The 24,157-nt window shown below is 72.7% G+C and carries 24 protein-coding genes; 11 read left to right on the top strand and 13 right to left on the bottom strand.

The genetic code is table 11. The features are described 5' to 3' along the window. Window positions 1–29 precede the first annotated feature (29 nt). From SHK17_RS17650 to SHK17_RS17615, 8 genes are all read right to left on the bottom strand, one after another. The gene (locus SHK17_RS17650; protein WP_322920179.1) at window positions 30–956 is read right to left on the bottom strand and encodes a sugar phosphate isomerase/epimerase family protein; all 927 of its coding nucleotides are present in this window, start codon (window positions 954–956) and stop codon (window positions 30–32) included. Beyond that, on the bottom strand, window positions 953–2,116 hold the full coding sequence (locus SHK17_RS17645) for a dihydrodipicolinate synthase family protein (RefSeq protein ID WP_322920178.1): 1,164 nt from the start codon (window positions 2,114–2,116) through the stop codon (window positions 953–955). Before SHK17_RS17645 ends, SHK17_RS17650 begins: the two co-directional genes overlap by 4 nt. Further along, entirely contained in the window at window positions 2,113–3,264 is a 1,152-nt protein-coding gene (locus SHK17_RS17640) for a Gfo/Idh/MocA family protein (protein WP_322920177.1), read from the bottom strand. Before SHK17_RS17640 ends, SHK17_RS17645 begins: the two co-directional genes overlap by 4 nt. 43 nt (window positions 3,265–3,307) lie before the next feature. After that, window positions 3,308–4,105: an ABC transporter ATP-binding protein gene (locus SHK17_RS17635; protein WP_172266601.1), complete on the bottom strand. Its 798-nt coding sequence runs from the start codon at window positions 4,103–4,105 to the stop codon at window positions 3,308–3,310. Further along, entirely contained in the window at window positions 4,095–4,874 is a 780-nt protein-coding gene (locus SHK17_RS17630) for an ABC transporter ATP-binding protein (protein ID WP_172266598.1), read from the bottom strand. The genes SHK17_RS17635 and SHK17_RS17630 overlap by 11 nt, the downstream gene beginning before the upstream one ends. Next, entirely contained in the window at window positions 4,871–6,076 is a 1,206-nt protein-coding gene (locus SHK17_RS17625) for a branched-chain amino acid ABC transporter permease (protein ID WP_322920176.1), read from the bottom strand. Before SHK17_RS17625 ends, SHK17_RS17630 begins: the two co-directional genes overlap by 4 nt. A gap of 10 nt (window positions 6,077–6,086) precedes the next feature. Beyond that, window positions 6,087–6,965 carry a branched-chain amino acid ABC transporter permease gene (locus SHK17_RS17620; RefSeq protein WP_172266595.1) on the bottom strand — a complete coding sequence of 293 codons (879 nt, stop codon included), beginning with the start codon at window positions 6,963–6,965 and terminating at the stop codon, window positions 6,087–6,089. Between the two features lie 89 nt (window positions 6,966–7,054). Beyond that, window positions 7,055–8,284: an amino acid ABC transporter substrate-binding protein gene (locus SHK17_RS17615; RefSeq protein ID WP_322920175.1), complete on the bottom strand. Its 1,230-nt coding sequence runs from the start codon at window positions 8,282–8,284 to the stop codon at window positions 7,055–7,057. A gap of 124 nt (window positions 8,285–8,408) precedes the next feature. Here SHK17_RS17615 and SHK17_RS17610 point away from each other — a divergent pair, with 124 nt between their 5' ends. The 3 genes from SHK17_RS17610 to SHK17_RS17600 all read left to right on the top strand — a co-directional run bounded on the left by SHK17_RS17610 (window position 8,409) and on the right by SHK17_RS17600 (window position 11,690). Beyond that, window positions 8,409–9,443 carry a LacI family DNA-binding transcriptional regulator gene (locus SHK17_RS17610; protein ID WP_322920174.1) on the top strand — a complete coding sequence of 345 codons (1,035 nt, stop codon included), beginning with the start codon at window positions 8,409–8,411 and terminating at the stop codon, window positions 9,441–9,443. Between the two features lie 11 nt (window positions 9,444–9,454). After that, window positions 9,455–10,531: a glycerate kinase gene (locus SHK17_RS17605; RefSeq protein ID WP_322920173.1), complete on the top strand. Its 1,077-nt coding sequence runs from the start codon at window positions 9,455–9,457 to the stop codon at window positions 10,529–10,531. 181 nt (window positions 10,532–10,712) lie between these two features. Further along, a complete protein-coding gene (locus tag SHK17_RS17600; protein WP_322920172.1) occupies window positions 10,713–11,690 on the top strand; it encodes a type IV toxin-antitoxin system AbiEi family antitoxin domain-containing protein in 978 nt (325 codons plus the stop codon). Window positions 11,691–11,805: 115 nt separating this feature from the next. Here the strand turns inward: SHK17_RS17600 and SHK17_RS17595 are convergent, their stop codons facing one another. From SHK17_RS17595 to SHK17_RS17585, 3 genes are all read right to left on the bottom strand, one after another. Beyond that, entirely contained in the window at window positions 11,806–12,111 is a 306-nt protein-coding gene (locus SHK17_RS17595) for a hypothetical protein (RefSeq protein ID WP_322920171.1), read from the bottom strand. A gap of 82 nt (window positions 12,112–12,193) precedes the next feature. Next, window positions 12,194–12,661 carry an NUDIX hydrolase gene (locus tag SHK17_RS17590; protein WP_322920170.1) on the bottom strand — a complete coding sequence of 156 codons (468 nt, stop codon included), beginning with the start codon at window positions 12,659–12,661 and terminating at the stop codon, window positions 12,194–12,196. A 20-nt stretch (window positions 12,662–12,681) separates the two neighbouring features. Then, window positions 12,682–12,912, bottom strand: a complete 231-nt coding sequence (locus SHK17_RS17585; protein ID WP_322920169.1) for an antitoxin — start codon at window positions 12,910–12,912, stop codon at window positions 12,682–12,684. 85 nt (window positions 12,913–12,997) lie between these two features. On the opposite strand from SHK17_RS17585, the gene miaA reads away from it, so the two are divergent. Continuing rightward, entirely contained in the window at window positions 12,998–13,918 is a 921-nt protein-coding gene (gene miaA / locus SHK17_RS17580) for a tRNA (adenosine(37)-N6)-dimethylallyltransferase MiaA (protein ID WP_322920168.1), read from the top strand. A 7-nt stretch (window positions 13,919–13,925) separates the two neighbouring features. Here the strand turns inward: miaA and SHK17_RS17575 are convergent, their stop codons facing one another. Further along, window positions 13,926–14,540 (bottom strand): NAD(P)H-dependent oxidoreductase, encoded by a 615-nt coding sequence (locus SHK17_RS17575; protein ID WP_322920167.1) that lies wholly within the window; start codon window positions 14,538–14,540, stop codon window positions 13,926–13,928. A 71-nt stretch (window positions 14,541–14,611) separates the two neighbouring features. On the opposite strand from SHK17_RS17575, the gene SHK17_RS17570 reads away from it, so the two are divergent. The 7 genes from SHK17_RS17570 to hflX all read left to right on the top strand — a co-directional run bounded on the left by SHK17_RS17570 (window position 14,612) and on the right by hflX (window position 21,908). Beyond that, window positions 14,612–15,187, top strand: coding sequence for a TetR/AcrR family transcriptional regulator (locus SHK17_RS17570; protein ID WP_322423143.1), 576 nt, complete (start codon window positions 14,612–14,614; stop codon window positions 15,185–15,187). A gap of 62 nt (window positions 15,188–15,249) precedes the next feature. Then, window positions 15,250–15,768, top strand: a complete 519-nt coding sequence (locus tag SHK17_RS17565) for a dihydrofolate reductase family protein (RefSeq protein ID WP_322423142.1) — start codon at window positions 15,250–15,252, stop codon at window positions 15,766–15,768. A gap of 106 nt (window positions 15,769–15,874) precedes the next feature. Continuing rightward, on the top strand, window positions 15,875–17,749 hold the full coding sequence (ggt, locus tag SHK17_RS17560; RefSeq protein ID WP_322920166.1) for a gamma-glutamyltransferase: 1,875 nt from the start codon (window positions 15,875–15,877) through the stop codon (window positions 17,747–17,749). Between the two features lie 88 nt (window positions 17,750–17,837). Beyond that, window positions 17,838–18,647: a diaminopimelate epimerase gene (gene dapF / locus SHK17_RS17555; RefSeq protein ID WP_322920165.1), complete on the top strand. Its 810-nt coding sequence runs from the start codon at window positions 17,838–17,840 to the stop codon at window positions 18,645–18,647. Window positions 18,648–18,737: 90 nt separating this feature from the next. Then, a complete protein-coding gene (locus tag SHK17_RS17550; RefSeq protein ID WP_172266559.1) occupies window positions 18,738–19,514 on the top strand; it encodes an SDR family oxidoreductase in 777 nt (258 codons plus the stop codon). Between the two features lie 141 nt (window positions 19,515–19,655). Continuing rightward, the gene (locus SHK17_RS17545) at window positions 19,656–20,306 is read left to right on the top strand and encodes an NYN domain-containing protein (RefSeq protein WP_322920164.1); all 651 of its coding nucleotides are present in this window, start codon (window positions 19,656–19,658) and stop codon (window positions 20,304–20,306) included. A 75-nt stretch (window positions 20,307–20,381) separates the two neighbouring features. Beyond that, on the top strand, window positions 20,382–21,908 hold the full coding sequence (gene hflX / locus SHK17_RS17540) for a GTPase HflX (protein ID WP_322423137.1): 1,527 nt from the start codon (window positions 20,382–20,384) through the stop codon (window positions 21,906–21,908). Window positions 21,909–21,932: 24 nt separating this feature from the next. Here hflX and SHK17_RS17535 read toward each other — a convergent pair whose 3' ends face one another. Further along, window positions 21,933–24,083, bottom strand: a complete 2,151-nt coding sequence (locus tag SHK17_RS17535) for a M14 family zinc carboxypeptidase (RefSeq protein WP_322920163.1) — start codon at window positions 24,081–24,083, stop codon at window positions 21,933–21,935. Window positions 24,084–24,157 lie beyond the last annotated feature (74 nt).

Here is a 24,157-nt window from a genome sequence, read left to right as displayed (position 1 = left end):
AGTGAGTGCAGGGGACGTGCGGGCGGTGCCTACAGGTGCGGCTCCACGAGCTCGACGTAGCGACGCGCGAGCGTCTCGACGACGTCGCGGCCGGGGGCGGCCCACACGTCGGCGTTGAAGATCTCGACCTCGACGTCGCCGCTGTAGCCGGCGGCCGTGACGAGGGAGGTGAGGTGCGCGAAGTCGATGTGTCCGTCGCCCATCATCCCGCGTGACAGGAGGGCGTCCGGCGGCAGCGGGGTGATCCACTCGCAGACCTGGTAGGACGCGATGCGCCCGCCCGCGCGGGCGATCTGGTCCTCCACGCCGGGCTCCCACCACACGTGGAAGGTGTCGACCACGACGCCGACGGCCTCGGCGGGCAGCGGCTCGGCGATGTCGAGCGCCTGTGCCAGCGTCGAGACGACGCCGCGGTCGGCGGCGAAGATCGGGTGCATCGGCTCGATCGCCAGCCGGACGCCGACCTCGAGGGCGTGCGGCACCAGCGCCTCGACCGCGGCCGCCGCGCGGTCGCGCGCGGCACGCAGGTCGCGGTCGCCGGCCGGCAGCCCACCGGGCACCAGCACCAGGCAGGGCGCGCCGAGGGTGGCCGCCTCGTCCAGCGCGCGGCGGTTGTCGTCGTGGCGCTCGGAGCGTGACAGGTCGCCGGCCCCGGTGAAGAAGCCGCCCCGGCACACCGACGACACCCGCAGGCCGGCGTCGCGGATCCAGCGCCCTGCCGTCTCGACGCCGACCTCGGCGACCGGCTCGCGCCAGGTGCCGATCGCCGGGAGCCCGGCGGCGACGCAGCCGTCGACCGCCTCGCGCAGGCTCCAGCCGTCCACCGTCTTCTGGTTCAGGGAGAGCCGGGCCAGGCGCGGGTCGCCCGGGCGGGGCGTGTCCACGCGGGCGGGCGAGCCCGACGGGACGTCGAGCGCCGCGTCGATCCGCTGGCCGACCGCCTCGTCCGTCGTCATCGCGCCAGCCCCGCGCCCTCGAGCCACACGCGCATCCGGTGCGCCGCCAGCTCCGGGTCCGGCAGCAGCCGCGCCTCGTCGGCCAGCGTGAACAGCCGGCCTAGGTGCACCGCGCTGCGTGCCGACTGCAGGCCGCCCACCATGGTGAACCCGGGCTGGTGCCCGCAGAGCCACGACAGGAACGCGATCCCCGTCTTGTAGTAGTAGGTGGGGGCCTCGAAGACGTGCCGTGAGAGCGGCAGCGTCGGCGCCATCTCGGCGTCGTACGTCGCCAGGTCGCCGTCGTCGAGCGCCGTCAGCGCCGCCGACGCGGCGGGGGCGATCGCGGCGAAGGCGCCGAGCAGCGCGTCGGAGTGGTGGGTGCCGTCGCCGCGGATGAGCTCGGGGTAGTTGAAGTCGTCGCCGGTGTAGAGCCGGACGCCCGCGGGTAGCGCGGCGCGCAGGCCCGTCTCGTGGTCCGCCGAGAGCAGCGACACCTTGACGCCGTCGACCTTGTCCGCGTGGGCGCGGACCAGGTCGAGGAACGTCGCGGTGGCCGCCTCGACGTCGGCCGAGCCCCAGTAGCCCCGCAGCTGCGGGTCGAACGCCTCGCCCAGCCAGTGCAGGACCACTGGCTCGCGGACCTGCTCGAGCAGCTCGGCGTAGACCGACAGGTAGTCGTCGGGACCTGCTGCCACGGCGGCCAGCTGGCGCGAGGCCATGAGGATGACCTGGGAGCCGGTCGACTGGACGAACTCGACCTGCTCGGCGTACGCCGCCCGCACCTCGTCGACCGTGGTGACCGCGCCGACGTGGTCGGTGCCGGCGCCCGAGGCGATCCGCGCGTCGTACTCGCGGGCCTGCTCGGCGCTGCGGCGCACGAGCTCCTGCACCGCGCGCCAGTCCAGCCCCATGTTGCGCTGTGCGGTGTCCATCGCCTCGGCGACGCCGAAGCCGTAGCGGAACAGCTCGCGGCGGAAGGCCAGGGTGGAGTCCCAGTCGACGACCGCGGCGGCGCCCGGGACGTTCTCGCCGCGCGGGTCGGCGACGACGTGGGCGGCCGCGAACGCGACGCGCTCGGCGTAGGGGCCCGGGTGGTCCTTCCACTGACGCGGCTCGCTGAGGGTGACGGTGTGCCACCCGCCGTCGGCGAGCGGGACGTCGACGCTCGCAGGGCTCATCGCAGCGCCACCCGCCGGCCCTCGGCCGACGACGTCAGGCCGGCGTCGACGAGCTCGAGCCCGCGCACGCCGGCGGAGAAGTCGTAGGCGTGCGGCCGACCCGCGTGCACGTCGAGCAGGAACTGCTCCCACTGCGCCCGGAACCCGTTGCGGAACACCTGGTTGTCGGGGATCTCGCGCCACTGGCCGCGGAAGTCCTCCGTGGTGGGCAGGTCGGGGTTCCACACCGGCATCGGGGTCGACTCGCGCGGCTGGATGCGGCAGTTGAACAGCCCGGCGACCGCCGAGCCATGGGTGCCGTCGACCTGGAACTCCACGAGCTCCTTGCGCTCGACGCGCACGGCCCACGACGAGTTGACCTGGGCGATGATGCCGCCGGCCAGCTCGAAGATGGCGTACGCCGCGTCGTCGGCCGTGGCGTCGTAGCGCTCGCCGTTCTCGTCCCACCGCTCGGGGATGTGGGTGACCGCCTTGGCGGTGACGGCCTCGACGGCTCCGAAGAGGTTCTCCAGCACGTAGTTCCAGTGGCAGAACATGTCGAGGACCATCCCGCCGCCGTCCTGGGCGCGGTAGTTCCAGCTGGGCCGCTGGGCGGGGAGGTAGTCGCCCTCGAAGACCCAGTAGCCGAACTCGCCGCGGACCGAGAGGATCCGGCCGAAGTAGCCGGAGTCGACCAACCGCTTGAGCTTCATCAGGCCGGGCAGGTAGAGCTTGTCGTGCACGACCCCGTTGATGATGCCGTGGCGCTCGGCGGCGTCGACGAGCTCCTGGCCCTCGGCGACGGTCTCGGCGATCGGCTTCTCGGTGAAGACGTGCTTGCCGGCGGCGGCGGCCTTGAGGATGGCCTTCTTGCGCTCGCTGGTGACCTGCGAGTCGAAGTAGATCGGGGCCGGGTCCTCGGCCAGCGCGGTGTCGAGGTCGGTCGACCAGTCGGTGATCTGGTGCTGGTCGGCGAGCCGGGCCAGCTTGTCGGCGTTGCGGCCGAGCAGGACCGGCTCGACCTGCAGGCGGGTGCCGTCCGGCAGCGCGATGCCGCCGTCGTCGCGGATGGCGAGGATCGAGCGCAGCAGGTGCTGGCGGTAGCCCATGCGGCCGGTGACGCCGTTCATGAGGATGCGGTAGGTCGGGTCGGAGGTGCGGTCAGGCATGGCGGGTCCTCACGTCGTGCGGTCGACTGGTCGGTGGTGCTGGTCAGGTGGTGGGCGCGGCCGCAGGACGGCCACCCAGGTAGAGCGCGGCCAGCTGCGGGTCGCGCAGCAGCTCGTCGGCCGGGCCGGAGATGTGCACCCGGCCCAGGTCGAGCACGCAGCCGAGGTCGGCGGTCTCCAGCGCCCGGCGCGCGTTCTGCTCCACGAGGAGCACCGCGGTGCCGGCGTCGCGCATCCGCACGACCTGCTCGAAGACGGTGCCCGTGGCCTTGGGGTCCAGCCCCATCGACGGCTCGTCGAGCAGCACGACCCGCGGGCTCACCATCAGCGAGCGGGCGAACTCGACCTGCTTCTGCTGGCCGCCGGACAGCGCCCCGGCGAGGGCGTTCCAGCGGTCGGCGACCACCGGGAAGAGCGACTTGACGAAGTCGATGCGGTCGGCGACCTCGCTCTTGTCCTTGACCGAGTAGGCGCCGAGGCGGACGTTCTCCTCGACCGTCATCTCCTTGAAGACGCTGTGCCCCTGCAGGACGTGGGAGAGCCCGGCGGTCAGCATCTGCTGCGGCGAGTTCTTCGTGACGTCCTTGCCGGCGACCTTGATCGTGCCGGAGCGCGGGGTGAGCATGCCGCTCGCGACCTTGAGGACCGTGGACTTGCCGGCGCCGTTGGGTCCGACGAGGCACACGACCGTGGCCGGCGGGACCTTCACGGTGAGGCCGCGCAGGACGAGCGCGGCGCGGCCGTAGCCGGCCTCGATGTCGGTGAGCTCGAGGAGGTACTCCTGCTCCGGGGCGCCGGGGGCGTCGGCAGGTGCTGCTCGGTGGGCCGGTTCAGATGCCAAGGTAGGCCTCCAGGACTCGGGGGTCGCTCTGCACGACCGTCGGGGTGCCCTCGCAGATCGGGCGGCCGCGGTCGAAGACCACGACGTGGTCGGAGAGGCTCATCACCAGCTCCATGTTGTGCTCGACGACGATGAACGTCTTGCCCTCGGCGTTGAGCGAGCGGACCAGGTTGGCGATCCGGTCGATGAGCGCCGGGTTCACGCCGCCGGCGGGCTCGTCGAGCATGATCGTGTCGGGGTCGCCCATCAGCACGCCGGCGAGCTCGAGCAGCTTCTGCTGGCCGTAGGAGATGTCACGGGCCAGGGAGTGCTCGAGGTGCTCGATGCCCACCCGGGCCAGCAGGCCGCGGGCGCGGTCGAGCTCCTCGGGGTCGCGGGACGACGCGAGCTGACGGCGCAGCGACGTCGACCGGACGGCGACGAGCATGTTCTCCATCACCGTCATCCGGGGGAAGACCCGGCACAGCTGGAAGCTGCGCCCGATGCCGGCCCGCGCGATCCGGTGCGGCGCCTTGCCGGTGATGTCGGAGCCGAGGTAGCTCACCGAGCCGGAGTCGGGCTTGATCATCCCGGTGACGCAGTTGAAGAACGTCGTCTTGCCCGAGCCGTTGGGCCCGATGAGCGCGTTGACCTTGCCGTGGTGGAAGGTCACGCTCGCGCCGTCGACCGCGTGCACGCCGCCGAAGGACTTCTTGAGGTCGACGGTCGCCAGGTTGGGCGTCGTCGGGGTGGCGGCGGCCGGGCCGGTGGCCTCGCTGGTGGCGGTCATCGGCGGGCTCCTTCCGTGACGGTGGGGCTGTCGGTGTCGGTGGCTGCTCCGGTGCCGGTCCCCGCGGTCGCGTCGGGCACGTCGGTGCCGTCGTCGGTCCGGGACTGCTGGTCGGCTCGCGCCGCCACCGGGTCCGACGTACGCCGCTGCTCGGCGAGGTCGGCGGCGCTGACCTCGCGGATCGAGGTGCGCTGCGGCCGGAAGCGGTCGACGAGGCTGGTGGCCGCCGGGATGATGCCGTCGGGCATGAAGAGCACGACCAGGCCGAGGAGGATGCCCATGGCGACGAGGTGGAACTGGCTGTCGCCGTACTGGTTCTTGAAGTACTCGACGGCGTATCCCACGATCACCGCGCCGAGGAACGGGCCGAACAGGCTGCGGATGCCGCCGAGCAGGCTCATCAGCACCATGTAGGAGCCGACCAGGATCGAGAACTGGAAGATCGGGTCGAGGAAGCCGAACCACAGGGCGTACATCCCGCCACCGAGCGCGGTGAAGAACGCCGAGACGACGAACGCGATGAGCTTGTAGGTGAAGGTCGGCACGCCGAGGGCCTGCGCCTTGTCCTCGTCCTCGCGGATCGCCTTGAGGCCCATGCCGAAGCGGGAGCGGTCGATGAGCCACCACACCAGCAGCGCCACCGCGAGCAGGGCGGCGTGGAGGTAGAAGAAGCGCTCGTGCTGCTCGGGACGGAGCACCTCGGGGCCGAACGGACGCGGCACGCGCAGGCCGTTGGAGCCGCCGGTGAAGGAGCCCCACGACTGGAAGACGAGCAGCAGGATCAGCACCAGCGCGATCGAGACGATCACGAAGGACGCACCGCGGACGCGGAGGCTGGCGATGCCGATGGGCACGGCCATGGCGGCGACGAGCAGGCCGGCGAGCAGCATGCCGATCCACGGGTTGACGTCGGTGTGGATGATCAGCAGCCCGGTGGCGTAGGCCCCGAGGCCGGAGTACGCCGCGTGGCCGAGCGAGATGTAGCCGGTGAAGCCGCCGACGAAGTTCCACGAGGTGGCGAGCACGGCGTAGCTCATGATCACCACGCCCACCGAGAGGATGAACGGGTTGGCCGCCATCGACGGGAAGGACAGCACGGCGGCGGCGAGCACGACCAGCGCGACGGCCTTGAGGACCATCGACCCGCGGCTGCGGGAGTCCGTCACGGGCTGCGGAGTGGGCTGCTGGTCAGGGGTGGACACCGTCGTGGTGTCAGAAGCGCTGGGCAAGACGACCTCCGAAGAATCCCTGCGGTCGCACCATCAAGGTGGCGAACAACGCGATGTAGAAGAACGTCTGGGCCCACGTCGTCCCGAGCGGGATCTGCAGGAGCGCCTGCCCCATGCCGAGCACCATCGCGGCGATGGCCGCTCCCGGGATGCTGCCCAGCCCGCCGACGACGATGATCGCCATCAGGGGACCGATCCAGTGCCAGTGGAGCGAGGGGTAGAACGTGGAGTCCAGGGCGAGCGCGGTGCCGCCGATGGCGGCGGTCGCGAGGCCGAGCCCGAAGCCGTAGCCGGCGACCCGCTCGGTGTTGATCCCGATCAGCCGGGCGGCCTCGGGGTGCTGGATGGTGGCCCGCAGGGCCTGGCCGAACTGCGTCTTCTTCATCAGCAGGAACAGCGCCGCCAGCGAGACGACCGCGAGGCCGAAGGCGATCAGCTTGACGACCGCGACGTTGGCGCCGGCGATCTCGAAGTTCGCCCCGCCGTAGTCCAGGCGGATGCGGCGCTGGGTGCCGCTGAAGACGAAGCCGAGGGTGCCCTCGATCACCAGAGCGATCGAGAAGGTGAGCAGCACCGACATCATCGTCAGCGTCGCCGGGCGCAGCCGGCTGATCAGCGCCCGCTGCATGAAGACGCCCATCCCGAAGAAGAGGGGGACGGTCACCAGCAGGGACAGGAGCGGGTCGAGACCGGTCTGGTCGGTGAACCACCAGGCGAGGTAGGCCGCGAGGATGAGGAACGCCGAGTGGGCGATCATCACCACGCGCATCACGCCGAAGTAGAGGGTGAGGCCGGCTGCCAGGAGGGCGTAGAGCCCACCCAGCAGGATGCCCAGCACCAGGCTCTGCACGAACAGGGACATCGAGGTCGCCTAACGGTAGGAAACGTGTCGGGGGTCGGTCGTCGAGGGGACGGCAGTCGAGGGGACGGCAGTCGAGGGGACGGGGTCCGTCACCACTCGGGCTTCTCGACGATGAGGTCGGCCTCCTTGGCCTCCTCGGGCAGGACGATGCGGATCTCGCCGTCGACGTACTGCTGGATCAGGTGGGCACCCTGCGGCCGTCCCTCGGCGTCCCACGTGAGCGGGCCGACGACCGTGTCGACCTCGTTCTCTCGCAGCCAGTCGATGAGCTGGGCCTGGCACTCCGGGTCGGGGTCGGCGCAGCCGACGGCCTCGACCGCCGCGGCGACGACCTGGCCCGTGGTCCAGGCGTTGGCCTCGTCCTCGGCCGGCGGGGTGCCGTTCTGCTCGGTGTAGAAGTCGACGAACTCCTTGTTGGTGGGGAAGTCCGCCTCGGGCGTGTAGCCGGTGGGGGACAGGATGCCCTCGGTCTCCTCGCCGATCGCCTCGGGGAACTCGGGGTTCGTCGGCGCCGTGGAGAAGGCGGCCATCGTCGGCTGGTAGCCGAGCTGCTGGAGGGCCACGATCATGTTGACCGCGTCCTGGTACTGCGTGCCGCCGACGACGACGTCGGCGTCGCTGTCGGCGATCTTGGCCGCGATGGACCCGAAGTCGGTGGTGTTGGGCGGGTAGACCTCGTCGACCACGGTCTCGACGCCCATCTCCTCGAGGCGGGTCTTGAGCCCGTAGGCGGTGCCCATGGCGAACGGGTCGTCCATGGCGGCGTAGGCCGCGGTCTTGGGCCGCTGGTCCTCGGGCATGGCCTCGATCGCGTCGGCGAGGTAGTTGTAGTGGTCGTCGGCGATGGCCGGGGCGGCGTAGAAGAGGTTGTCGAAGCCCTGCGTGAAGACCTCCTCGGCGGCGCCGGCCGGCTCGACGAAGAGGAAGCCGTAGTCCTGCGCGACCTGCGCGGCGGGGACGACGAGGCGGGTGGAGAACGGTCCGAAGACGAGGTCGACGCCGTCGGAGTTGATGAGCTTCTCGTAGTCGGCGGCGACGCGGTCGGCGTTGGACTGGTCGTCGAGGATGGTGAGCTCGACGTCGCGGCCCAGCAGGCCGCCGTTCTCGTTGACGTAGTCGGCCCACGCCTCGTAGCCACGCTGCACGCCCTTGCCCGGCTCGGAGAAGTCGCCGGTGAGCGGGAGCGAGATGCCGATCTTGATCGGACCGGTGCCGTCCTCGCCGGAGTCGCTGTCGGCGCCCGAGCTCATGCAGGCGGTCAGCGCGAGGCAGGAGGCGATGGCGAGCCCGGCCGTGCGGTAGGGGGTCTTGACCTTCATGTCACTCCTCGTGTCCAATGCGTAAGCGCTTTCGTAAGCGCTTTCGGCTACTGTATTCACGAGTGGCAGGATGTGGCAAGGGTCACATCCGGGAACGTCCGGAAGTGGACGCGAGGAGGGCTGGATGCCGAAGGGGCCGGTGACGAGTCCGCGGCTGCAGGACGTGGCGGAGGCGGCCGGGGTCTCCATCGCGACCGCCTCGCGCAGCCTGTCCGGGGCCACCGGGGTCAGCGCACCGGTCGCCGAGCGGGTCCGCGAGACCGCCCGGACGATGGGCTACGTCGTCAACCTCCACGCGCGCAGCCTGGCCGGCGGCTCCACCCGCTCGGTGGGCCTGCTGGTGCACGAGATCGGCGACCCCTACTTCTCCGAGATCGCCAGCGGCGTGCTCGGCGTGGGCGCTCGCGAGGGCCTCACCGTGCAGATCTGCCACACCGGTCGCGACCCCGAGCGCGAGCTCGCCCAGCTCCGGATGCTCATCGCCAACCGGGTCGGCGCGATCATCATCGCGGGCTCGGGGATGGTCGACCCCGCCCTGCAGGCACCGGCCAAGGTCGAGCTGCAGGCGTTCCGGCGCTCGGGCGGCCGCGTCGCCGTGATCGGCCGCCACCACCTCGGCGTCGACGCCGTCCTGCCCGACAACACCGAGGGCGCCCGGTCCGTCGCCCAGCACCTGCTCGACCTCGGCCACCGGCGGATCGCCGTGGCGGCCGGGTCCCGCCAGCTCACGACCGTCGCCGACCGGATCTCCGGCGTGGAGGAGGCCTTCGCAGCCGCGGGCCTCGACGTCGGCGACGTCCCGGTCGTGGAGGCCGACTTCACCCGAGCCGGCGGCAAGGTCGCCGCCGACGAGGTGCTCAGCGCCCACCCCGGCGTCACCGCCGTGCTGGCGCTCAACGACGACATGGCCATCGGCGTCCTCTCCGCCCTGCGCGCCCGCGGCGTGTCCGTGCCCGGGCAGGTGTCGGTGACGGGCTTCGACGACGTCGCCGTCGCCGGTGACCTCGCCCCGTCGCTCACCACGGTCCGCCTGCCGATGTCGGAGATGGGCGAGCAGGCCCTCCTGCTCGCGCTGAAGGACCCCGGGGCCCGGCCGCGTCGCCGCCAGGTGGGCGCGGAGCTGGTGGTCCGCGGGTCGTCCGGACGGCCGCCGTTATGAGCGGGGCGGGCGTGACCGGGCCGCGGGTGCTCCTCGCGCCCGACAAGTTCAAGGGCTCCCTGCCCGCCCACGAGGTGGCGCGGGCGCTCGCCGAGGGCGTACGCCGGGTGCGTCCCGACGCGGTGCTCGACTCCCTGCCCGTGGCGGACGGGGGCGACGGCACGCTCGACGCGGCCGTCGCGAGCGGGTTCGAGCGGGTCGAGGTGGTCGTTGACGGACCGACCGGCGAGCGGGTGGCGACGTCGTACGCGCGCCGCGGCTCGACCGCGGTCGTCGAGATGGCCGACGCGTGCGGGCTCGTACGCCTGCCCGGCGGGGTGCTCGCGCCGATGACCGCCTCCAGCCGCGGCCTCGGCCAGGTGGTCGCGGCCGCCCTCGACGCCGGGTGCCGCGACCTCGTGGTCGGCATCGGCGGGAGCGCGAGCACCGACGGCGGCGTCGCGATGCTGACCGCCCTCGGTGCGTCCGTGGACGGGGACCGCCTCGACCTCACCGGGCTGCACCCGGCCCTGGCCGAGGCGCGGGTGGTGGCCGCCTGCGACGTCGACAACCCGCTCACCGGCCCGGACGGCGCTGCCGCGGTCTACGGACCGCAGAAGGGCGCCGACCCCGCGCAGGTCGTCGTCCTCGACGAACGGCTCGCCCGCTGGGCCGAGCTGGTCGCCGCCGCCACCGGGGCCGACCGGCGCGACGAGCCGGGCGCGGGCGCGGCGGGCGGCGTCGGCTTCGGCCTCGTGGCCGTCCTGGGCGCCGAGCTGCGCCCCGGCATCGCGCTGATGCTCGACCTGCTGGGCTTCGCCGACCGGGTGGCCGGCAGCAGGCTCGTAGTGACCGGCGAGGGCTCGCTCGACGAGCAGAGCCTGCGCGGCAAGGCGCCCGTCGGCGTCTCGTCCGCCGCCGCCCGGGCCGGCGCCCCCGTCGTCGCCGTGTGCGGCCGCAACCTGCTCACCGGGCAGCAGCTGGACGCGGCGGGCATCGTCGCGGCGTACGCCCTCACCGACATCGAGCCCGACGTGTCCGTGTGCCTGGCTGAGCCGGCCCGCCTGCTCGCGGACCTCGGGGAGCGGATCGCGCGGGAGCACCTCTGAGGGCGCTGGCTCTGCTGGCTCTGGCTGCCGCTGCCTCTGGAGTCCCCGGATATCCGGGGACTCCCGCAACAACGCGGAGGGTCCGAGCCACCGGCTGACCCGGACCTTCCGCGATCTGCTCCTCCACAGATGACCGCGGAGGGGTCGCGGGCCGTGCCGCCGGCCACCGATCGTGGACGGTGTGGAGCACATCGCGGAGATCCTGCAGAGCCAGCACGGCGTCATCTCCCGCGCGCAGGCGCTGCAGGCGGGCCTGCAGCCGCACGACGTACGCCGGCTGGTGAGGCGCCGCGAGCTCGCCACGCTCCTCCCAGGGGTGTACGTCGACCACACCGGGCCGCCGGCCTGGCTCGAGCGCGCCTGGGGCGCGGTGCTCGCGTGCTCCGGGCCGGCAGACCGGGCCGGCCACGTCGTCGGGGCGGCGCTGGCGGGGGAGTCGGCCATGCGCGCGGCCGACGGGCCGGGCCGGCCGGGCGCTGACCTCGGTCCGATCACCGTCGCCATCGCCGCGGAGCGTCGGGTGGTGGCACCTCCGGGCATCGTCGTCGTCCGCACGTCCCACCTCGACGACCGCGTGCGGTGGAACCTCGGCCCGCCCCGGATGCGCTACGAGGAGGCGGCGCTCGACGTCGCGCTGGCCGCGCGAGGTGAGTTCGGGGCGATCGCCGCGGTCTCGCGAGCCGTGCAGAGCCGGCACACGACGGCGGTGCAGATGCTCGATGCCCTGGCGACCCGCAGCCGGGCGCCGCGGCGCTACTTCCTCGAGGACGTGCTGCGCGACGTCGCCGCCGGCACCTGCTCGGTGCTCGAGCACGGCTTCCTCGTCCTGGTCCAACGACCGCACCGGCTGCCCGAGGGGCAGAGGCAGCACCGGGTGGCGACGGCGACGGGGATCGTCTACCGCGACATCCGCTACGGCGAGCGGCTCTTCGAGCTCGACGGCCGGCTGTGGCACGACACCGCGGACCAGCGCGACCGCGACTTCGAGCGGGACCTCGACGCCGCGGTCGCCGGGCAGGGGACCGTGCGCCTCACGTGGGGGCAGGTCTACGACCGCCCCTGCTCCACGGCGGCCAAGGTCGGGCGGATCCTCGGCGACGCCGGCTGGCCGGGCGCCCGGCCGTGCGGGCCGGGCTGCGCCGTGGCCGCCGTCGCGTGAGGTGAGGATCGCGGAAGATCCGAGTCACTGGATGGCTCGGATCTTCCGCGATCCGCCGGGAGTCCCCGGATATCCGGGGACTCCAGAGATCGAGCAGCCGGCCGACAGCCCCCGCTCAGGCCGGCGGCTCCGGCGACCCGTCCTCGGCCTCCTGCCCGGCGTCGGGGGTGTCCTCGGCCGAGGCCTTGTCGGTGGTGTCCGGCTCCTCGTCGCTGTCCCCGTCGGGCTCCTGGTGCTTGTCGTCCGGCTCGGCGACCTCCTCGGGCAGCACGTCGTCGACGGCCGGGTTGTCGTCGGGGTCGAGGTCGCGGCCCAGCCCGTTGTCGGCCGGGTCGTCCTTGAGCGCGTCCACGCCGCCCGGCACCAGCTGGGGGTCCTCCGTGTACGGCGTCGGCATCGGGCTCAGCTCGTCCTTGCTCATCCATTCCCTCCCTGGGTGTGCTGTCGTTCGATACTGCCCACGGTCGCCATCGGGCGGCCACCCCCGTGGGGCGGGTCGGGCGTCACGCGGGCGTCGCGTCCCACCCGAAGGTGAGGTAGCCGACCCCGGAGAAGAGGTGGGCCAGGGCGTGCGCCTCGTGCGGGACCGTCGGCTCCGGCAGCGCGTCGAGCGGCCACCACCGCACCTCCGCCGCCTTCTCCGGCTCGACGACGCGCGGCTCGCCGCTCCACGACCGGGCGGTGAAGAACCAGTCGACCCGCTCGTCGATCGCGTCCGCGTGCTGGCTGCGCTGCATGGTGAAGGCGAACGCGAGGTCGACGTCGGTGATGCCGAGCTCCTCGACCGCCTCGCGGCGCGCGGCGTCGTACGCCGTCTCGCCCCGCTCGACGTGGCCGGCTGCGGCTGCTGCCCAGTGCCCGTCCATGTAGGGCGTCCCCTGGCGCAGCTGCAGCAGCACCTCCGTGCCGCCCTCGCGCTCGCGCAGGAGGTAGACGTAGGACGCCGGGACGAGGGTGAAGCGTTCGGTCACCGCCCCAACCTAGGGTCCGGTCAGGGGGTGGTGGTCGTCGGCCCGGCCGGCGGGATGTCGTCGTTCCTGCCGTCGAGCGAGTCGAGCGCGTCTCGGGCCTTGCCGGTGGCCTTGTCGATCTTGTCGGCGTGCTTGCCGCCGGTCTTCTCGTTGACCATCGTGCCGGCCTTGTCGATGCCCTGGGCGATCTTGTCGCCGTGCTGGTCGACCGTCTCGGTGAGCTTGGCCTTCGCCTTGTCCAGGAAACCCATGGTTCCTCCTCGGGGAGCGCCGGCCCACCCCGACGGGCGAGCACTCCGGCTCCTCGGAGCGTAGCCGGGCTGGGACAATGGCCCCATGCCTCGTCCGGTCGTCGCCCTCGTCGGGGCCACGGCGTCGGGCAAGACCGGTCTGAGCCTCGACCTCGCCGAGCGGCTCGGGGGAGAGGTCGTCAACACCGACGCCATGCAGGTCTACCGCGGCATGGACATCGGCACCGCCAAGCTGCCCGTGGCCGAGCGCCGCGGCATCCCGCACCACCTCCTCGACGTGCTGGAGGTGATCGAGCCCGCCACTGTCGCGCTCTTCCAGGCGTGGGCGCGCGAGGCGATCACGGACATCCGCGGCCGCGACGCCACCCCGGTCCTGGTCGGCGGCTCGGCGCTCTACACCCGCGCCATCGTCGACAGGTTCGAGTTCCCGGGCACCGACGAGTCGTTGCGCCGCGAGCTCGAGGTCGAGCTCGAGCGCGTCGGGAGCGCGGCGCTGCACGAGCGGCTGGCCGGCGTGGACCCCGAGGCAGCCGCGCAGATCGAGCCCGTCAACGGCCGCCGTGTCGTCCGCGCGCTGGAGGTGGTCGCGCTGACCGGCCGCCCCTACACCGCCAGCCTCCCGCGCCTGGAGTACGACGACCCGTTGACCGTCCAGGTCGGTGTCGACATCGACCGGCCCACGCTCGACGAGCGGATCGCGCGGCGCGTGGACGAGATGTTCGCAGGGGGCTTCGTGGAGGAGGTCGAGGCCCTGCTGGCGCGCGGGCTGGCCGAGGGCCGCACCGCCCCGCGGGCGATCGGCTACCGCGAGGTCGTGGGGTTCCTCGCCGGCGACCGGACGCTGGCCGAGGCAGTGGAGCAGACGAAGGCCGCGACCCGGCGCTTCGCCCGGCGCCAGGACTCGTGGTTCCGCAAGGACCCGCGCATCGTGTGGGTCTCGCACGACGACCCCGACCGGGTGGAGAAGGCGATCGGGGCGGTCGAGGCGGTCGAGGCGCTCGGCTGAACGGGGCTCACCCGGCGGCGGCGAGCTCCGGGCGTGCGGCGGCGGGTCGGGCGGGACGGGCCGCGTCGAGCGCGCCCAGGTCGGCGGCGTCGCGGATCCACGTCGCGAGCTGGTCCTCGGTGCGGTTGCGCACGTCGGCGTAGCGGGTGAGCCTCGTCGGCTTGATCCCGCAGAACTCCATCGTCCGGCCGCGGACCTGCTTGACGGTGGTGTCGCCGACGAGCGGGAGGTACCACCGCGGCGAGTCCGAGGTGACCGCGAGCCGACCGGTGCGCCCGGCGAGGAGGCCCTCGGGCATGCCGTTCTCCCTGTAGCGGAAGGCCCACCCGCGCTCGAGCGTGCGGTCGAAGAACCCCTTGAGCAGCGCGGGCACCGAGCCCCACCACACCGGCGTGAAGACGGCGACGTGGTCGGCCCACTCGAGGAGCTCCTGGGCGCGCGCGAGGTCGGGCTCGAGGTCCTGCGGGGTGCGGTAGCCGGTGCGCAGGGTGAGGTCGAAGTCGAGGTCGCGCAGCACCAGCGTGACGGCGGTGTCGCCGGCCCCGGCGGCGTACGACGCCGCGAGCTGGGCGGTGAGCGAGGACGGGTCGGGGTGGGCGTCGATGACGAGGACGGTGGCCATGGGAGTGCTCCGATCGATTTGGACGATGTCAAGAATGTGGACAACGTCCACATTGGAGTAGGATGTTGCTCATGTCAAGATCTGCGGGCGGCTACCACCACGGCAATCTCCAGGCCGCGCTCGAGGACGCTGCGCTCGACCTGCTCGAGACCACGTCGGCGGCGAAGATCAGCCTCCGCGAGGTGGCGCGCCGCGCCGGCGTGAGCCACAACGCGCCCTACCACCACTTCGGCGACCGGGCCGCGCTGCTCGGGGCGCTCGGCGTCCGCGGGATGGCGGCGCTGCTCGCGGCCCAGGAGGAGGCGGTCGCCGGGGTCGACGGCACCGTCGCCAGGGTGCGGGCGCTCGGACTGGCCTACGTGCGCTACGCCGCCTCGCACCCGCAGGCCTTCTCGCTCGTCTTCGACCCGGACTACTGCGCCGCGGACGAGCCGAGCGCCGAGATGGCGCCGCTCATCCGGCGCAACGAGGAGCTGCTCGGCGGCCTGGTCGGCGAGCTGGTGCGGGAGCCGGGCTACGAGGGCCGCGACCCGTTGGCGCTGTCGGCCGCGCTCTGGTCCACGGTGCACGGGATGGCGCAGCTCATCATGCTCGGGCACCTGCCGCTGGAGGCTGCCGAGCCGGCGCTCCAGGCGCTCGTCCAGTAGCCCTGCGTCGGTCGCCGACGCAGGTCGAGCGCGCTGTCGGTGAGCGGTGCCATGGTGGTGGGATGGCGACGATCTACTACACCGGCTGCACGCTCGACGGCTTCATCGCGACCGACGACCACTCGCTCGACTGGCTGACGTCGCGCGACATCGACATGGACGGCCCCATGGCCTATCCCCGCTTCCGCGAGCAGCTGGGTGCGTGCGTCATGGGGGCCACGACCTGGCAGTGGATCCTCGACCACGACGAGGAGCCGTGGGGGCCGCTGCCCACATGGGTGATGACGCACCGCACCTTCCCGGCGGCGCCCGACAGCGTGCGGTTCGACCGCGACGACGTGCGCCGGGTGCACGCCGAGATGACCGAGGCCGCGCAGGGCAAGGACATCTGGGTCGTCGGCGGCGGCGATCTGGTCGGGCAGCTCCACGACGCCGGGCTGCTCGACGAGGTCTGGCTCCAGTACGCCCCCGTCACCCTCGGCAGCGGCGCGCCGGTGCTGCCGCGCCACGTCGAGCTGCGGCTGGAGGAGATCGCCCGCAACCGTGACTTCATGTGCGGTCGCTACGCCGTCGTGCGCTGATCGCCGGCGCGTGGTGACGAGGGCGTCGGCCGACCCACCCCGGCGGTCGTGGACAACCGCCCCTCGCGGCGCAAGGGTGGGAGGACTCGTCACTCGGGAGGTCCCCATGCACAGCCACGCCCGTCGGCTCACCGCCGTCCTGTCCACCACCAGCGGCCTCGCGCTGGCGGCCGGCCTCCTCGTCGCGCCCAGCGCCTCGACGGCCGTGTCCACCGCCGCGCCCGCCGCCACCCAGCCCGGCAGCGCCCTCGAGCGCCCGACCGTCAAGGACCCCACGGCCGTGGGCAAGGGCGGCGCGATCAGCACCGTCGACCCCGAGGCCAGCGCGGCCGGCCTCAAGGTGCTCAAGGCCGGGGGCAACGCGGTCGACGCGGCCGTCGCCGCGGCCGCGACCCTCGGCGTCACCGAGCCCTACAGCGCCGGCATCGGCGGTGGCGGCTACTTCGTCTACTACAACGCCAAGTCGGGCAAGGTCCGCACGCTCGACGGCCGCGAGACCGCGCCGATGAAGATACCGCAGGACGCCTTCATCGACCCCGCGACCGGCAAGCCCTACACGTTCACCCCCGACCTCGTCACCAGCGGCGCCAGCGTCGGCACCCCCGGCACGCTGGCGACCTGGGACAAGGCGCTGGCCAACTGGGGCACCCTGTCGCTGGCCGACGCGCTCGCCCCGGCCACCAAGGTCGCGCGCCGCGGCTTCAAGGTCGACGAGACGTTCCGCCAGCAGACCCTCGACAACGAGGTCCGCTTCGCCGCCTTCAAGGACAGCCGCAAGCTGTTCCTGCCCCAGGGTGACGCCCCGAAGGTCGGCTCGGTCTTCCGCAACCCCGACCTCGCCGAGACCTACAACCTCATCGCCCAGCGCGGCACCCGGGCCTTCTACCGCGGCGCGCTGGCCCGGCTGATGTCGGAGGTGGTCCGCAAGCCGCGGACGACGAAGAACACCGACCTGCCCGTGCCGCCCGGCTGGCTCACCGCCCGCGACCTGCGCGACTACAAGGTCCGCTCGCAGAAGGCCACCCGCACGACCTACCGCGGCCACGACGTCTACGGCATGGCGCCGTCGTCGTCCGGCGGCACCACCGTCGGCGAGGCGCTCAACATCCTCGAGCGCTACGACCTGTCGGCGATGACGCCCGAGCAGGCGCTGCACCACTACCTCGAGGCCAGCGCCCTGGCGTTCGCCGACCGCGGCAAGTACGTCGGTGACCCGGCCTTCGTCGACGTCCCGGTCAAGCGGCTGCTCGACGACCGGTTCGCCGCCGAGCGCGCGTGCCGCCTCGACCCGACCAAGGCAGCGACCAAGCCGGTCGCAGCCGGCGACGTGACGTCCTACGACGGCGTGTGCACGCCCGCCACCGCCAAGGGCACCGAGGACGCCGACACCGAGAACATCTCGACCACCAACCTCACCGTCGCCGACCAGTTCGGCAACGTCGTCGAGTACACCCTCACCATCGAGCAGACCGGCGGCTCCGGCATGGTCGTGCCGGGCCACGGCTTCCTGCTCAACAACGAGCTCACCGACTTCTCGACCGTCTACGACGCCGCCGACCCCAACCGGATCCAGCCCGGCAAGCGCCCGCGCAGCTCCATGTCGCCGACGATCGTGCTCAAGGACGGCAAGCCGTTCCTGGCCCTCGGCTCGCCCGGCGGCTCGACGATCATCACCACGGTCCTGCAGATGCTCGTCAACCGCATCGACCTCGGGATGAGCATCGAGGAGGCGATCGCGGCCCCGCGCGCCACCCAGCGCAACACCGCCAGCGTCACCGCCGAGCCCGCGTTCATCAGCGCCTACGGCACGGCGCTCACGGCCCTCGGCCACACCCTGGTGCCGGCGGGTGACGCCTTCACCAGCGCGGCCGAGATCGGCGCCGCGACGGCGATCGAGCTCGGGCCGAAGAAGCAGATGACCGCGGTCGCCGAGCCGAGCCGCCGCGGCAAGGGCTCGGCCAAGGTGGTCGACCCCCGCTGACGCGCCGCCGGACGGTCGCGGGGCGGACTCCGGTCCAGCGCCCCGCGGCCGTTCGCTGCGTCTGCGGCCGGGCTGCCACACTGGACGGGTGAGCTATCCCTTCCTCAAGGGCCACGGCACCGAGAACGACTTCGTGGTCCTGCCCGACCCCGACGGCTCCCTGCACGGCTACGTCGACGGGGAGATGCCGGCCGAGCGGGTCCGCGCGCTGTGCGACCGCCGGGCCGGGCTGGGCGGCGACGGCGTGCTGCGCGCGGTGCGTCGCGAGGCGGGCTGGTTCATGGACTACCGCAACGCCGACGGCTCGGTCAGCGAGATGTGCGGCAACGGCATCCGGGTCTTCGCCCGCTACCTCCACGACCACCAGGGCGAGGCCTTCCCGATGAGGATCCAGACCCGCGACGGCGTCAAGGTGCTCGACTGCAGCGCCCACGGCGACGGGCGCGACCTGACCGCCGACATGGGTGCCCCCGAGGTGCGGGGCGACACGAAGGTGTCGGTGGGCGACCGCGCGTGGCCGGCGCAGCACGTCTCGATGGGCAACCCCCACGCGGTGGCCTTCGTCGACGACCTCGCCGACGCCGGGCACCTCCTCGAGCCGCCCGGCCACGACTCCTCGGTCTACCCCGACGGCGTCAACGTCGAGTTCGTCGTGCGCCGCGGCGAGCACCACGTCGCCATGCGCGTCCACGAGCGCGGGTCCGGCGAGACCCGGTCGTGCGGGACCGGCGCCTGCGCGGTGGCGGTCGCCGCCTCGCTCGCGGACGGCGCACCCCGCGGTACGTCGTACCGCGTCGACGTGCCCGGCGGCACGCTGCACGTGGAGTGGACCGAGGACGACCGCGTGCTGCTCACCGGCCCCGCGGTGCTGGTGGCCGAGGGCACCACGGACCTCTGAGGCGAGCTGCGTCGACCGAGGCAGGGCACGCCCGTGCACCGTCGTGGCCGCCGCGGGAGCCCGGACCCGGCTGGCATAGCATCCGGCGACATGGACATCACCGGATCCTCCGCCATCGTCACCGGCGGCGCCAGCGGCATCGGTGCCGCGGTCGCCCGCGCCCTCGCCGCGAGGGGTGCGACCGTCGTCGTCGCCGACCTGAACGCCGAGAAGGGCGAGGCCCTCGCCGACGAGATCAGCGGTGTCTTCGCGGCCGTCGACGTCACCAGGACCGACCAGGTCGCCGCCGCCGTGGAGGCCGCCGGCGAGATCGCGCCGCTGCGCGCCTGCGTGAACTCCGCCGGCATCGGGTGGGCCCAGCGCACCATCGGTCGCGACGGGATGCTGGAGTCGGCCCACGACCTCGACGCGTTCCGCAAGGTCGTCGAGATCAACCTCATCGGCACCTTCGACATGACCCGCCAGGCGGCGACGGTGATGAGCCGCAACGAGCCCGACGCCGACGGCCAGCGCGGTGCGATCGTTAACCTCGCCTCCGTCGCCGCGTTCGACGGCCAGATCGGCCAGGCGTCCTACTCCGCGTCCAAGGGCGGCGTCGTCGGGATGACCCTCCCGGTCGCGCGCGACCTCTCCGCCGCCGGCATCCGCCTCAACACCATCGCGCCCGGTCTCATCGACACCCCGATCTACGACGCGTTCCCCGACCCCGACGCCTTCAAGGCCAACCTCGGCCAGAACGTGCTGTTCCCCAAGCGCCTCGGCCGCGCCGAGGAGCTGGCCAGCATGGTCGTGGAGTGCCTGACCAACTCCTACATGAACGGCGAGACCATCCGCGTCGACGGCGGCATCCGGATGCCACCCAAGTGATGTCCGACTGATCACCTGAGCCCCACGAGCCCCGTGGTCTAGGCCGAACGTCCTCATTTCGGTCAATCGGCCGACGCGCGCCGTGGCGCGGGTGGAGGGTGGCTGGAAGGACAGCACTCATCCAGCCTGTGGGGGGCAACGATGACCAGCATGGTGGAGCCGCGCCGAGCGGTGGAGGACCACGCGACCGCGCCCGGCCCGGAGGGCGAGCTCACCTCGCTCGTGCGCCGCTGGATGGCGGCGGGCAGCAAGCAGGAGCGGGTACGCCGCCCGGCCGAGGAGGCTGCGCCCGCACCCGCGCCGCTCGCGCAGCGCCCGACCGGTGACGAGCCCGAGCAGGCCTCGCGCGTCGCACTGCTCATCGACGCGCGCCGGGTGTCGGCCGACGTCGCGACCGGGCTGCTGGCCCGGCTGGGGGAGCGGGGCTCGGTCAACGTGTGCCGTGCCTACGCCGACTGGGGCCGGGCCGACCTCGGCGACTGGGTCGGTCGGCTGCGGCGCGAGGGACTGCACTCGTTCCACCACTTCTCCCAGGACGAGCAGGCGCTGGTGGCGATGACGATCGACGCGGTCGACATCGCGCGCGACGCCGCCGTCGACGAGGTGGTCATCGCCGGCGACCTCACGTCGGCGCTGCCGCTGGTCCACCGGCTGCACGCCGCGGGCGTCCGCGTCGTGGCGGTCGGGGCCGCGGACACCCCGCACGACGTGCGCGCCGCGTGCCACGAGTTCATCGACCTCGCCGTGGTCGACGGCGTCCGGCGGACCGCCGAGGGCCGGCACCGGGCCTGAGACGGGCGGTCGCCGACCCGGGCCGCGCCTATGTCATTCGCACAGGGGCGCGGCGCGACCTACCCTTGGAGGCATATGACGAACGCACCTGACTTCAACCTGCGCGACGCGCTCGACGCCACCCGCGCCTGGGACGACGAGACCATCGAGCTCGACGACCAGCTGCTCGAGGACGACGACTTCGAGTCCGGCTACGCCGACGACACGACGTACGACGACGAGGGCGACCCCGAGGAGCTGACGATCGGCGCGCAGGAGCTCGCCGAGCGCCACGCCCTGCGCCGGGTCGCCAGCCTGCGCACCGAGCTCGAGGACATCACCGAGGTCGAGTACCGCCAGCTCCGCCTGGAGAAGGTCGTGCTCGTCGGCGTGTGGACCGGCGGCAGCGTCACGGACGCGGAGAACTCGATGGCCGAGCTCGCGCTGCTGGCCGAGACCGCCGGCTCCGAGGTGCTCGAGGCCGTCTTCCAGCGCCGTCAGTCGCCCGACCCGGCGACCTTCATCGGTCGCGGCAAGGTCGAGGCGATCCGCGAGATCGTCCAGGCGACCGGCGCTGACACGGTCATCTGCGACGGCGAGCTCGCGCCCAGCCAGCTGCGCAACCTCGAGGACCGGATCAAGGTCAAGGTCGTCGACCGGACCGCGCTGATCCTCGACATCTTCGCCCAGCACGCGAAGAGCAAGGAGGGCCAGGCGCAGGTCGAGCTGGCCCAGCTGCAGTACATGAAGCAGCGCCTCCGCGGCTGGGGCGGCAACCTGTCGCGCCAGGCCGGTGGTCGCGCCGCGGGCGGTGAGGGCATCGGTGGCCGCGGTCCCGGTGAGACCAAGATCGAGACCGACCGCCGCCGGATCAACACCAAGATCTCCAAGCTCCGTCGCGAGCTCAAGGAGATGCGCGGCACCCGCGAGGTCAAGCGCCAGTCGCGCCGCCGCAACCACATCCCCAGCGTGGCGATCGCCGGCTACACCAACGCCGGCAAGTCCTCGCTGCTCAACCGGCTGACCGACGCCGGCGTGCTGGTGGAGGACGCGCTCTTCGCGACGCTCGACCCGACCACGCGTCGTACGACGACCAGCGACGGCCGCATCTACACGATGTCCGACACCGTCGGCTTCGTCCGCCACCTCCCGCACGGGCTCGTCGAGGCGTTCCGCTCGACACTGGAGGAGGTCGCCGACTCGGACCTGCTGCTCCACGTCGTCGACGGCTCGCACCCCGACCCCGAGGGCCAGATCGCGGCGGTGCGCCAGGTGCTCGCCGAGATCGGCGCCAACAAGGTCCCCGAGATCATCGTGATCAACAAGGTCGATGCCGCCGACCCGCTGGTCATCAGCCGGCTGCGGGCCCGCGAGCCGCACAGCGTCGTGGTCAGCGCCAAGACCGGCGACGGCATCGACGAGGCGCTCCGCACGATCGAGTCCGAGCTGCCGCGCCCGCAGGTCGAGTTCGACGTGCTGCTGCCCTACGACCGCGGCGACCTGGTCAACCGGATCCACCAGGAGGCCGAGATCGGCTCGCTGGAGCACACCGGCGACGGCACCCACGTGGTGGGCCGGGCCAACGCGGACCTCGCCGGCGAGCTGGAGGCGTACGCCCGCTGACGCAGCGGGCGCACGCCACCCACCTCAGCGCTTGGCGCTCCCCGGCCGGCAGATGTCGCCGACCCCGGCGAGCTCGCCGCGGTCCACGACCACCTCGCGGGTGCCGAAGACCCGACCGCGACGGTCGGCGCAGGAGACGATCCACGACTCCTTGACGCCGGTCTCGATCGGCGGGGTCGGGCTCTCGAAGGTCACCTGCCCGGACCAGTCGTTGGCCGCCGAGCCGCCGGCGTAGTTGTCGGCCACGATGGTGTAGGTCCCCGGCTGCGGGTCGGGGATCCGGATCACCTCGGGGTTGGCGAGCGTCGCGCCCGAGCCGACCGGCGTACCGTCGGGGCCGAGCAGGGTGAAGTCCCAGTCGAAGTCCTCGGGGTCGGTCGACGGCCACGAGATCGACACCACGGCGAAGCCGTTGTCGGCCTGCGGCAGCCCCTGCACCTCGAAGGTCGTCGACTCGCTGCTTCCGACCGCGGGCACGCCCGGCGGGTTGACCAGCGTGAGCGGAGCCTGCGGCGGTGCCTGCGGGAGGCGCCCGTAGCGCCCCGCCACCAGCGGGCGCGTCGAGGGGTTCACGTCGATCACGAACCGGCCGCCGCGGTCGGTGGCGTACTCGTTGACGAGCGTGTCCGCGTAGAGGATCGGCTCACCCAGGGTGCCGTCGACCTGGATGACCGGCGACGTCGGCGAGACCACGCTCTTGGAGACCGTGATCGTGCGTCCGGCCGGCGCCTTGCCGCTGATCCGGGAGTGGAGGGCGTCGTCGGCCGCCGCCTCGGCCGCCACCCAGTAGGCCTCCTGGTTGCCGCCGAGCCCGGCACTGTCGGCCGGCGCCTCGCCGAGGTACTCCCCGACGACGGCCTCCTCGTAGGCCGGGTGGAAGCCCTCGTCGCCGATCTCGAAGGTGTAGCCGAGCCCGCCCGTGATCCAGTAGCTCCAGTCCTCGGTCGAGCCGGAGGTGTCGTAGAGCTGGTACGACGCCTGGCTGGTGTAGGCGTTCTGCGCGGCCATCGCGTCGCCGAGCGCCTTGAGCTCCGGCTCGTCGGGGGCCAGGCCGGTGGCGGCGATGGCCGGGGGTCGCAGCACGAGGTTGCTGTAGGTGTGGTTGGAGATCATGACCGTCACCGCGCGCTCGGAGATGAGCTGTCGCACCGAGTCGGTCTCCGGCTCGCTGCCGGGCGCGTCGCCGCGGAACGTGTCGCTGGACCAGACCGGGCTGGCGCCGCCGCCGCCCCAGAAGCCGGGGTAGTTGCGGTTGAGGTCGGTCCCGCGCAGGCGGCCGGCGGGGTTGTCGTCGCAGGTGCCGCCGAGGTACTGCGCGGGCGTGGCCGCGGAGATCGAGCAGTTCTTGCGCTTCATCTCGTAGTCGAACTGGCTGAGGTCGCCGAGCGGCTCCGCGCCGCGGGAGATCTTGAACCCGTCGACGTTGACCACGGGCACGACGATGACCCGTGACTCGGACAGCACCCGCCGGGCGCGGTCGCGGACCGCGCGGTCGCTCGAGTAGTAGGACTGCAGCAGGTCGAAGCCGAACTCCATCGTGTGCTCGGCGCTCGGCCACTCGCGGGCGTGGTGGGCGCCCATGAGGAGGAAGACCGGCTTGCCGTCGCGCACGTCGGTGGCGCCGACGCTGATCTCGAGCCCGCGGATCCGCTCGCCGAGGACCGTCGGGTTCGCGAGGGTGAGCGGCTTGGTGAGGGTGGGGTAGAGCCGCGCGAGGCGGTTCATGTCGCGGAGGTAGTCGTCGTAGGTGCGGTAGGCCGTGCGCCCGCTCGGCAGGGCCGACCGCGTCACGCGGGCGTCGTACGCCCTGTCGGCCTTGCGGTTGGTCTCGGTGAGGGCCTCGAGGTCGTCGACGGTGACGGTCCACGTGAAGCCGGCGTCCCGCAGCGCCTGGGCGTCCTTGTCGTCGTGGAGGACGACCTCGATGCCGCGCTCGGTGGCGTGCTCGGTGACGTCGAGGCCGAGCTCGATGACCTCGTTGCGGTCCTCGACCTCGGGTGCGCGCACCATCACGATCTGGGTGGTGTCGTCGGAGGCGGTGCGGACGATCTCGCGCCGGCCGTCGTCCGGTGCTGCCGTGCCGGCTGCCACTCCGGCGCCGGCGGCCAGGCTGGCGGCCACCAGGCCGCCCACCGCCACCAGCCGGGTGCTGCTCAGTCTCGTGCGTCTGTACATGTGCCCTCCCGAGAGCGCGGCCGGGGGTCGGTCGCAGTGCCGCCCACACAACACCCGCCGCCGCCCGGTGTCGA

The organism is Nocardioides renjunii (assembly GCF_034661175.1).
In the GTDB taxonomy this organism is placed as follows: Bacteria; Actinomycetota; Actinomycetes; order Propionibacteriales; family Nocardioidaceae; genus Nocardioides; species Nocardioides renjunii.
The sequence above is the reverse complement of the archived record's forward strand: the minus strand, read 5'-3'. Positions and strand labels throughout refer to the sequence as shown.

Bases quoted from the DNA above. Each gene is read 5' to 3' on its own strand.
- SHK17_RS17650 (WP_322920179.1), bottom strand. From the start codon at position 956: ATGACGACGGACGAGGCGGTCGGCCAGCGGATCGACGCGGCGCTCGAC.
- SHK17_RS17645 (WP_322920178.1), bottom strand. From the start codon at position 2,116: ATGAGCCCTGCGAGCGTCGACGTCCCGCTCGCCGACGGCGGGTGGCAC.
- SHK17_RS17640 (WP_322920177.1), bottom strand. From the start codon at position 3,264: ATGCCTGACCGCACCTCCGACCCGACCTACCGCATCCTCATGAACGGC.
- SHK17_RS17630 (WP_172266598.1), bottom strand. From the start codon at position 4,874: ATGACCGCCACCAGCGAGGCCACCGGCCCGGCCGCCGCCACCCCGACG.
- SHK17_RS17620 (WP_172266595.1), bottom strand. From the start codon at position 6,965: ATGTCCCTGTTCGTGCAGAGCCTGGTGCTGGGCATCCTGCTGGGTGGG.
- SHK17_RS17615 (WP_322920175.1), bottom strand. From the start codon at position 8,284: ATGAAGGTCAAGACCCCCTACCGCACGGCCGGGCTCGCCATCGCCTCC.
- SHK17_RS17610 (WP_322920174.1), top strand. From the start codon at position 8,409: ATGCCGAAGGGGCCGGTGACGAGTCCGCGGCTGCAGGACGTGGCGGAG.
- SHK17_RS17595 (WP_322920171.1), bottom strand. From the start codon at position 12,111: ATGAGCAAGGACGAGCTGAGCCCGATGCCGACGCCGTACACGGAGGAC.
- SHK17_RS17585 (WP_322920169.1), bottom strand. From the start codon at position 12,912: ATGGGTTTCCTGGACAAGGCGAAGGCCAAGCTCACCGAGACGGTCGAC.
- miaA (WP_322920168.1), top strand. From the start codon at position 12,998: ATGCCTCGTCCGGTCGTCGCCCTCGTCGGGGCCACGGCGTCGGGCAAG.
- SHK17_RS17575 (WP_322920167.1), bottom strand. From the start codon at position 14,540: ATGGCCACCGTCCTCGTCATCGACGCCCACCCCGACCCGTCCTCGCTC.
- SHK17_RS17570 (WP_322423143.1), top strand. From the start codon at position 14,612: ATGTCAAGATCTGCGGGCGGCTACCACCACGGCAATCTCCAGGCCGCG.
- SHK17_RS17565 (WP_322423142.1), top strand. From the start codon at position 15,250: ATGGCGACGATCTACTACACCGGCTGCACGCTCGACGGCTTCATCGCG.
- ggt (WP_322920166.1), top strand. From the start codon at position 15,875: ATGCACAGCCACGCCCGTCGGCTCACCGCCGTCCTGTCCACCACCAGC.
- SHK17_RS17550 (WP_172266559.1), top strand. From the start codon at position 18,738: ATGGACATCACCGGATCCTCCGCCATCGTCACCGGCGGCGCCAGCGGC.
- SHK17_RS17545 (WP_322920164.1), top strand. From the start codon at position 19,656: ATGACCAGCATGGTGGAGCCGCGCCGAGCGGTGGAGGACCACGCGACC.
- hflX (WP_322423137.1), top strand. From the start codon at position 20,382: ATGACGAACGCACCTGACTTCAACCTGCGCGACGCGCTCGACGCCACC.
- SHK17_RS17535 (WP_322920163.1), bottom strand. From the start codon at position 24,083: ATGTACAGACGCACGAGACTGAGCAGCACCCGGCTGGTGGCGGTGGGC.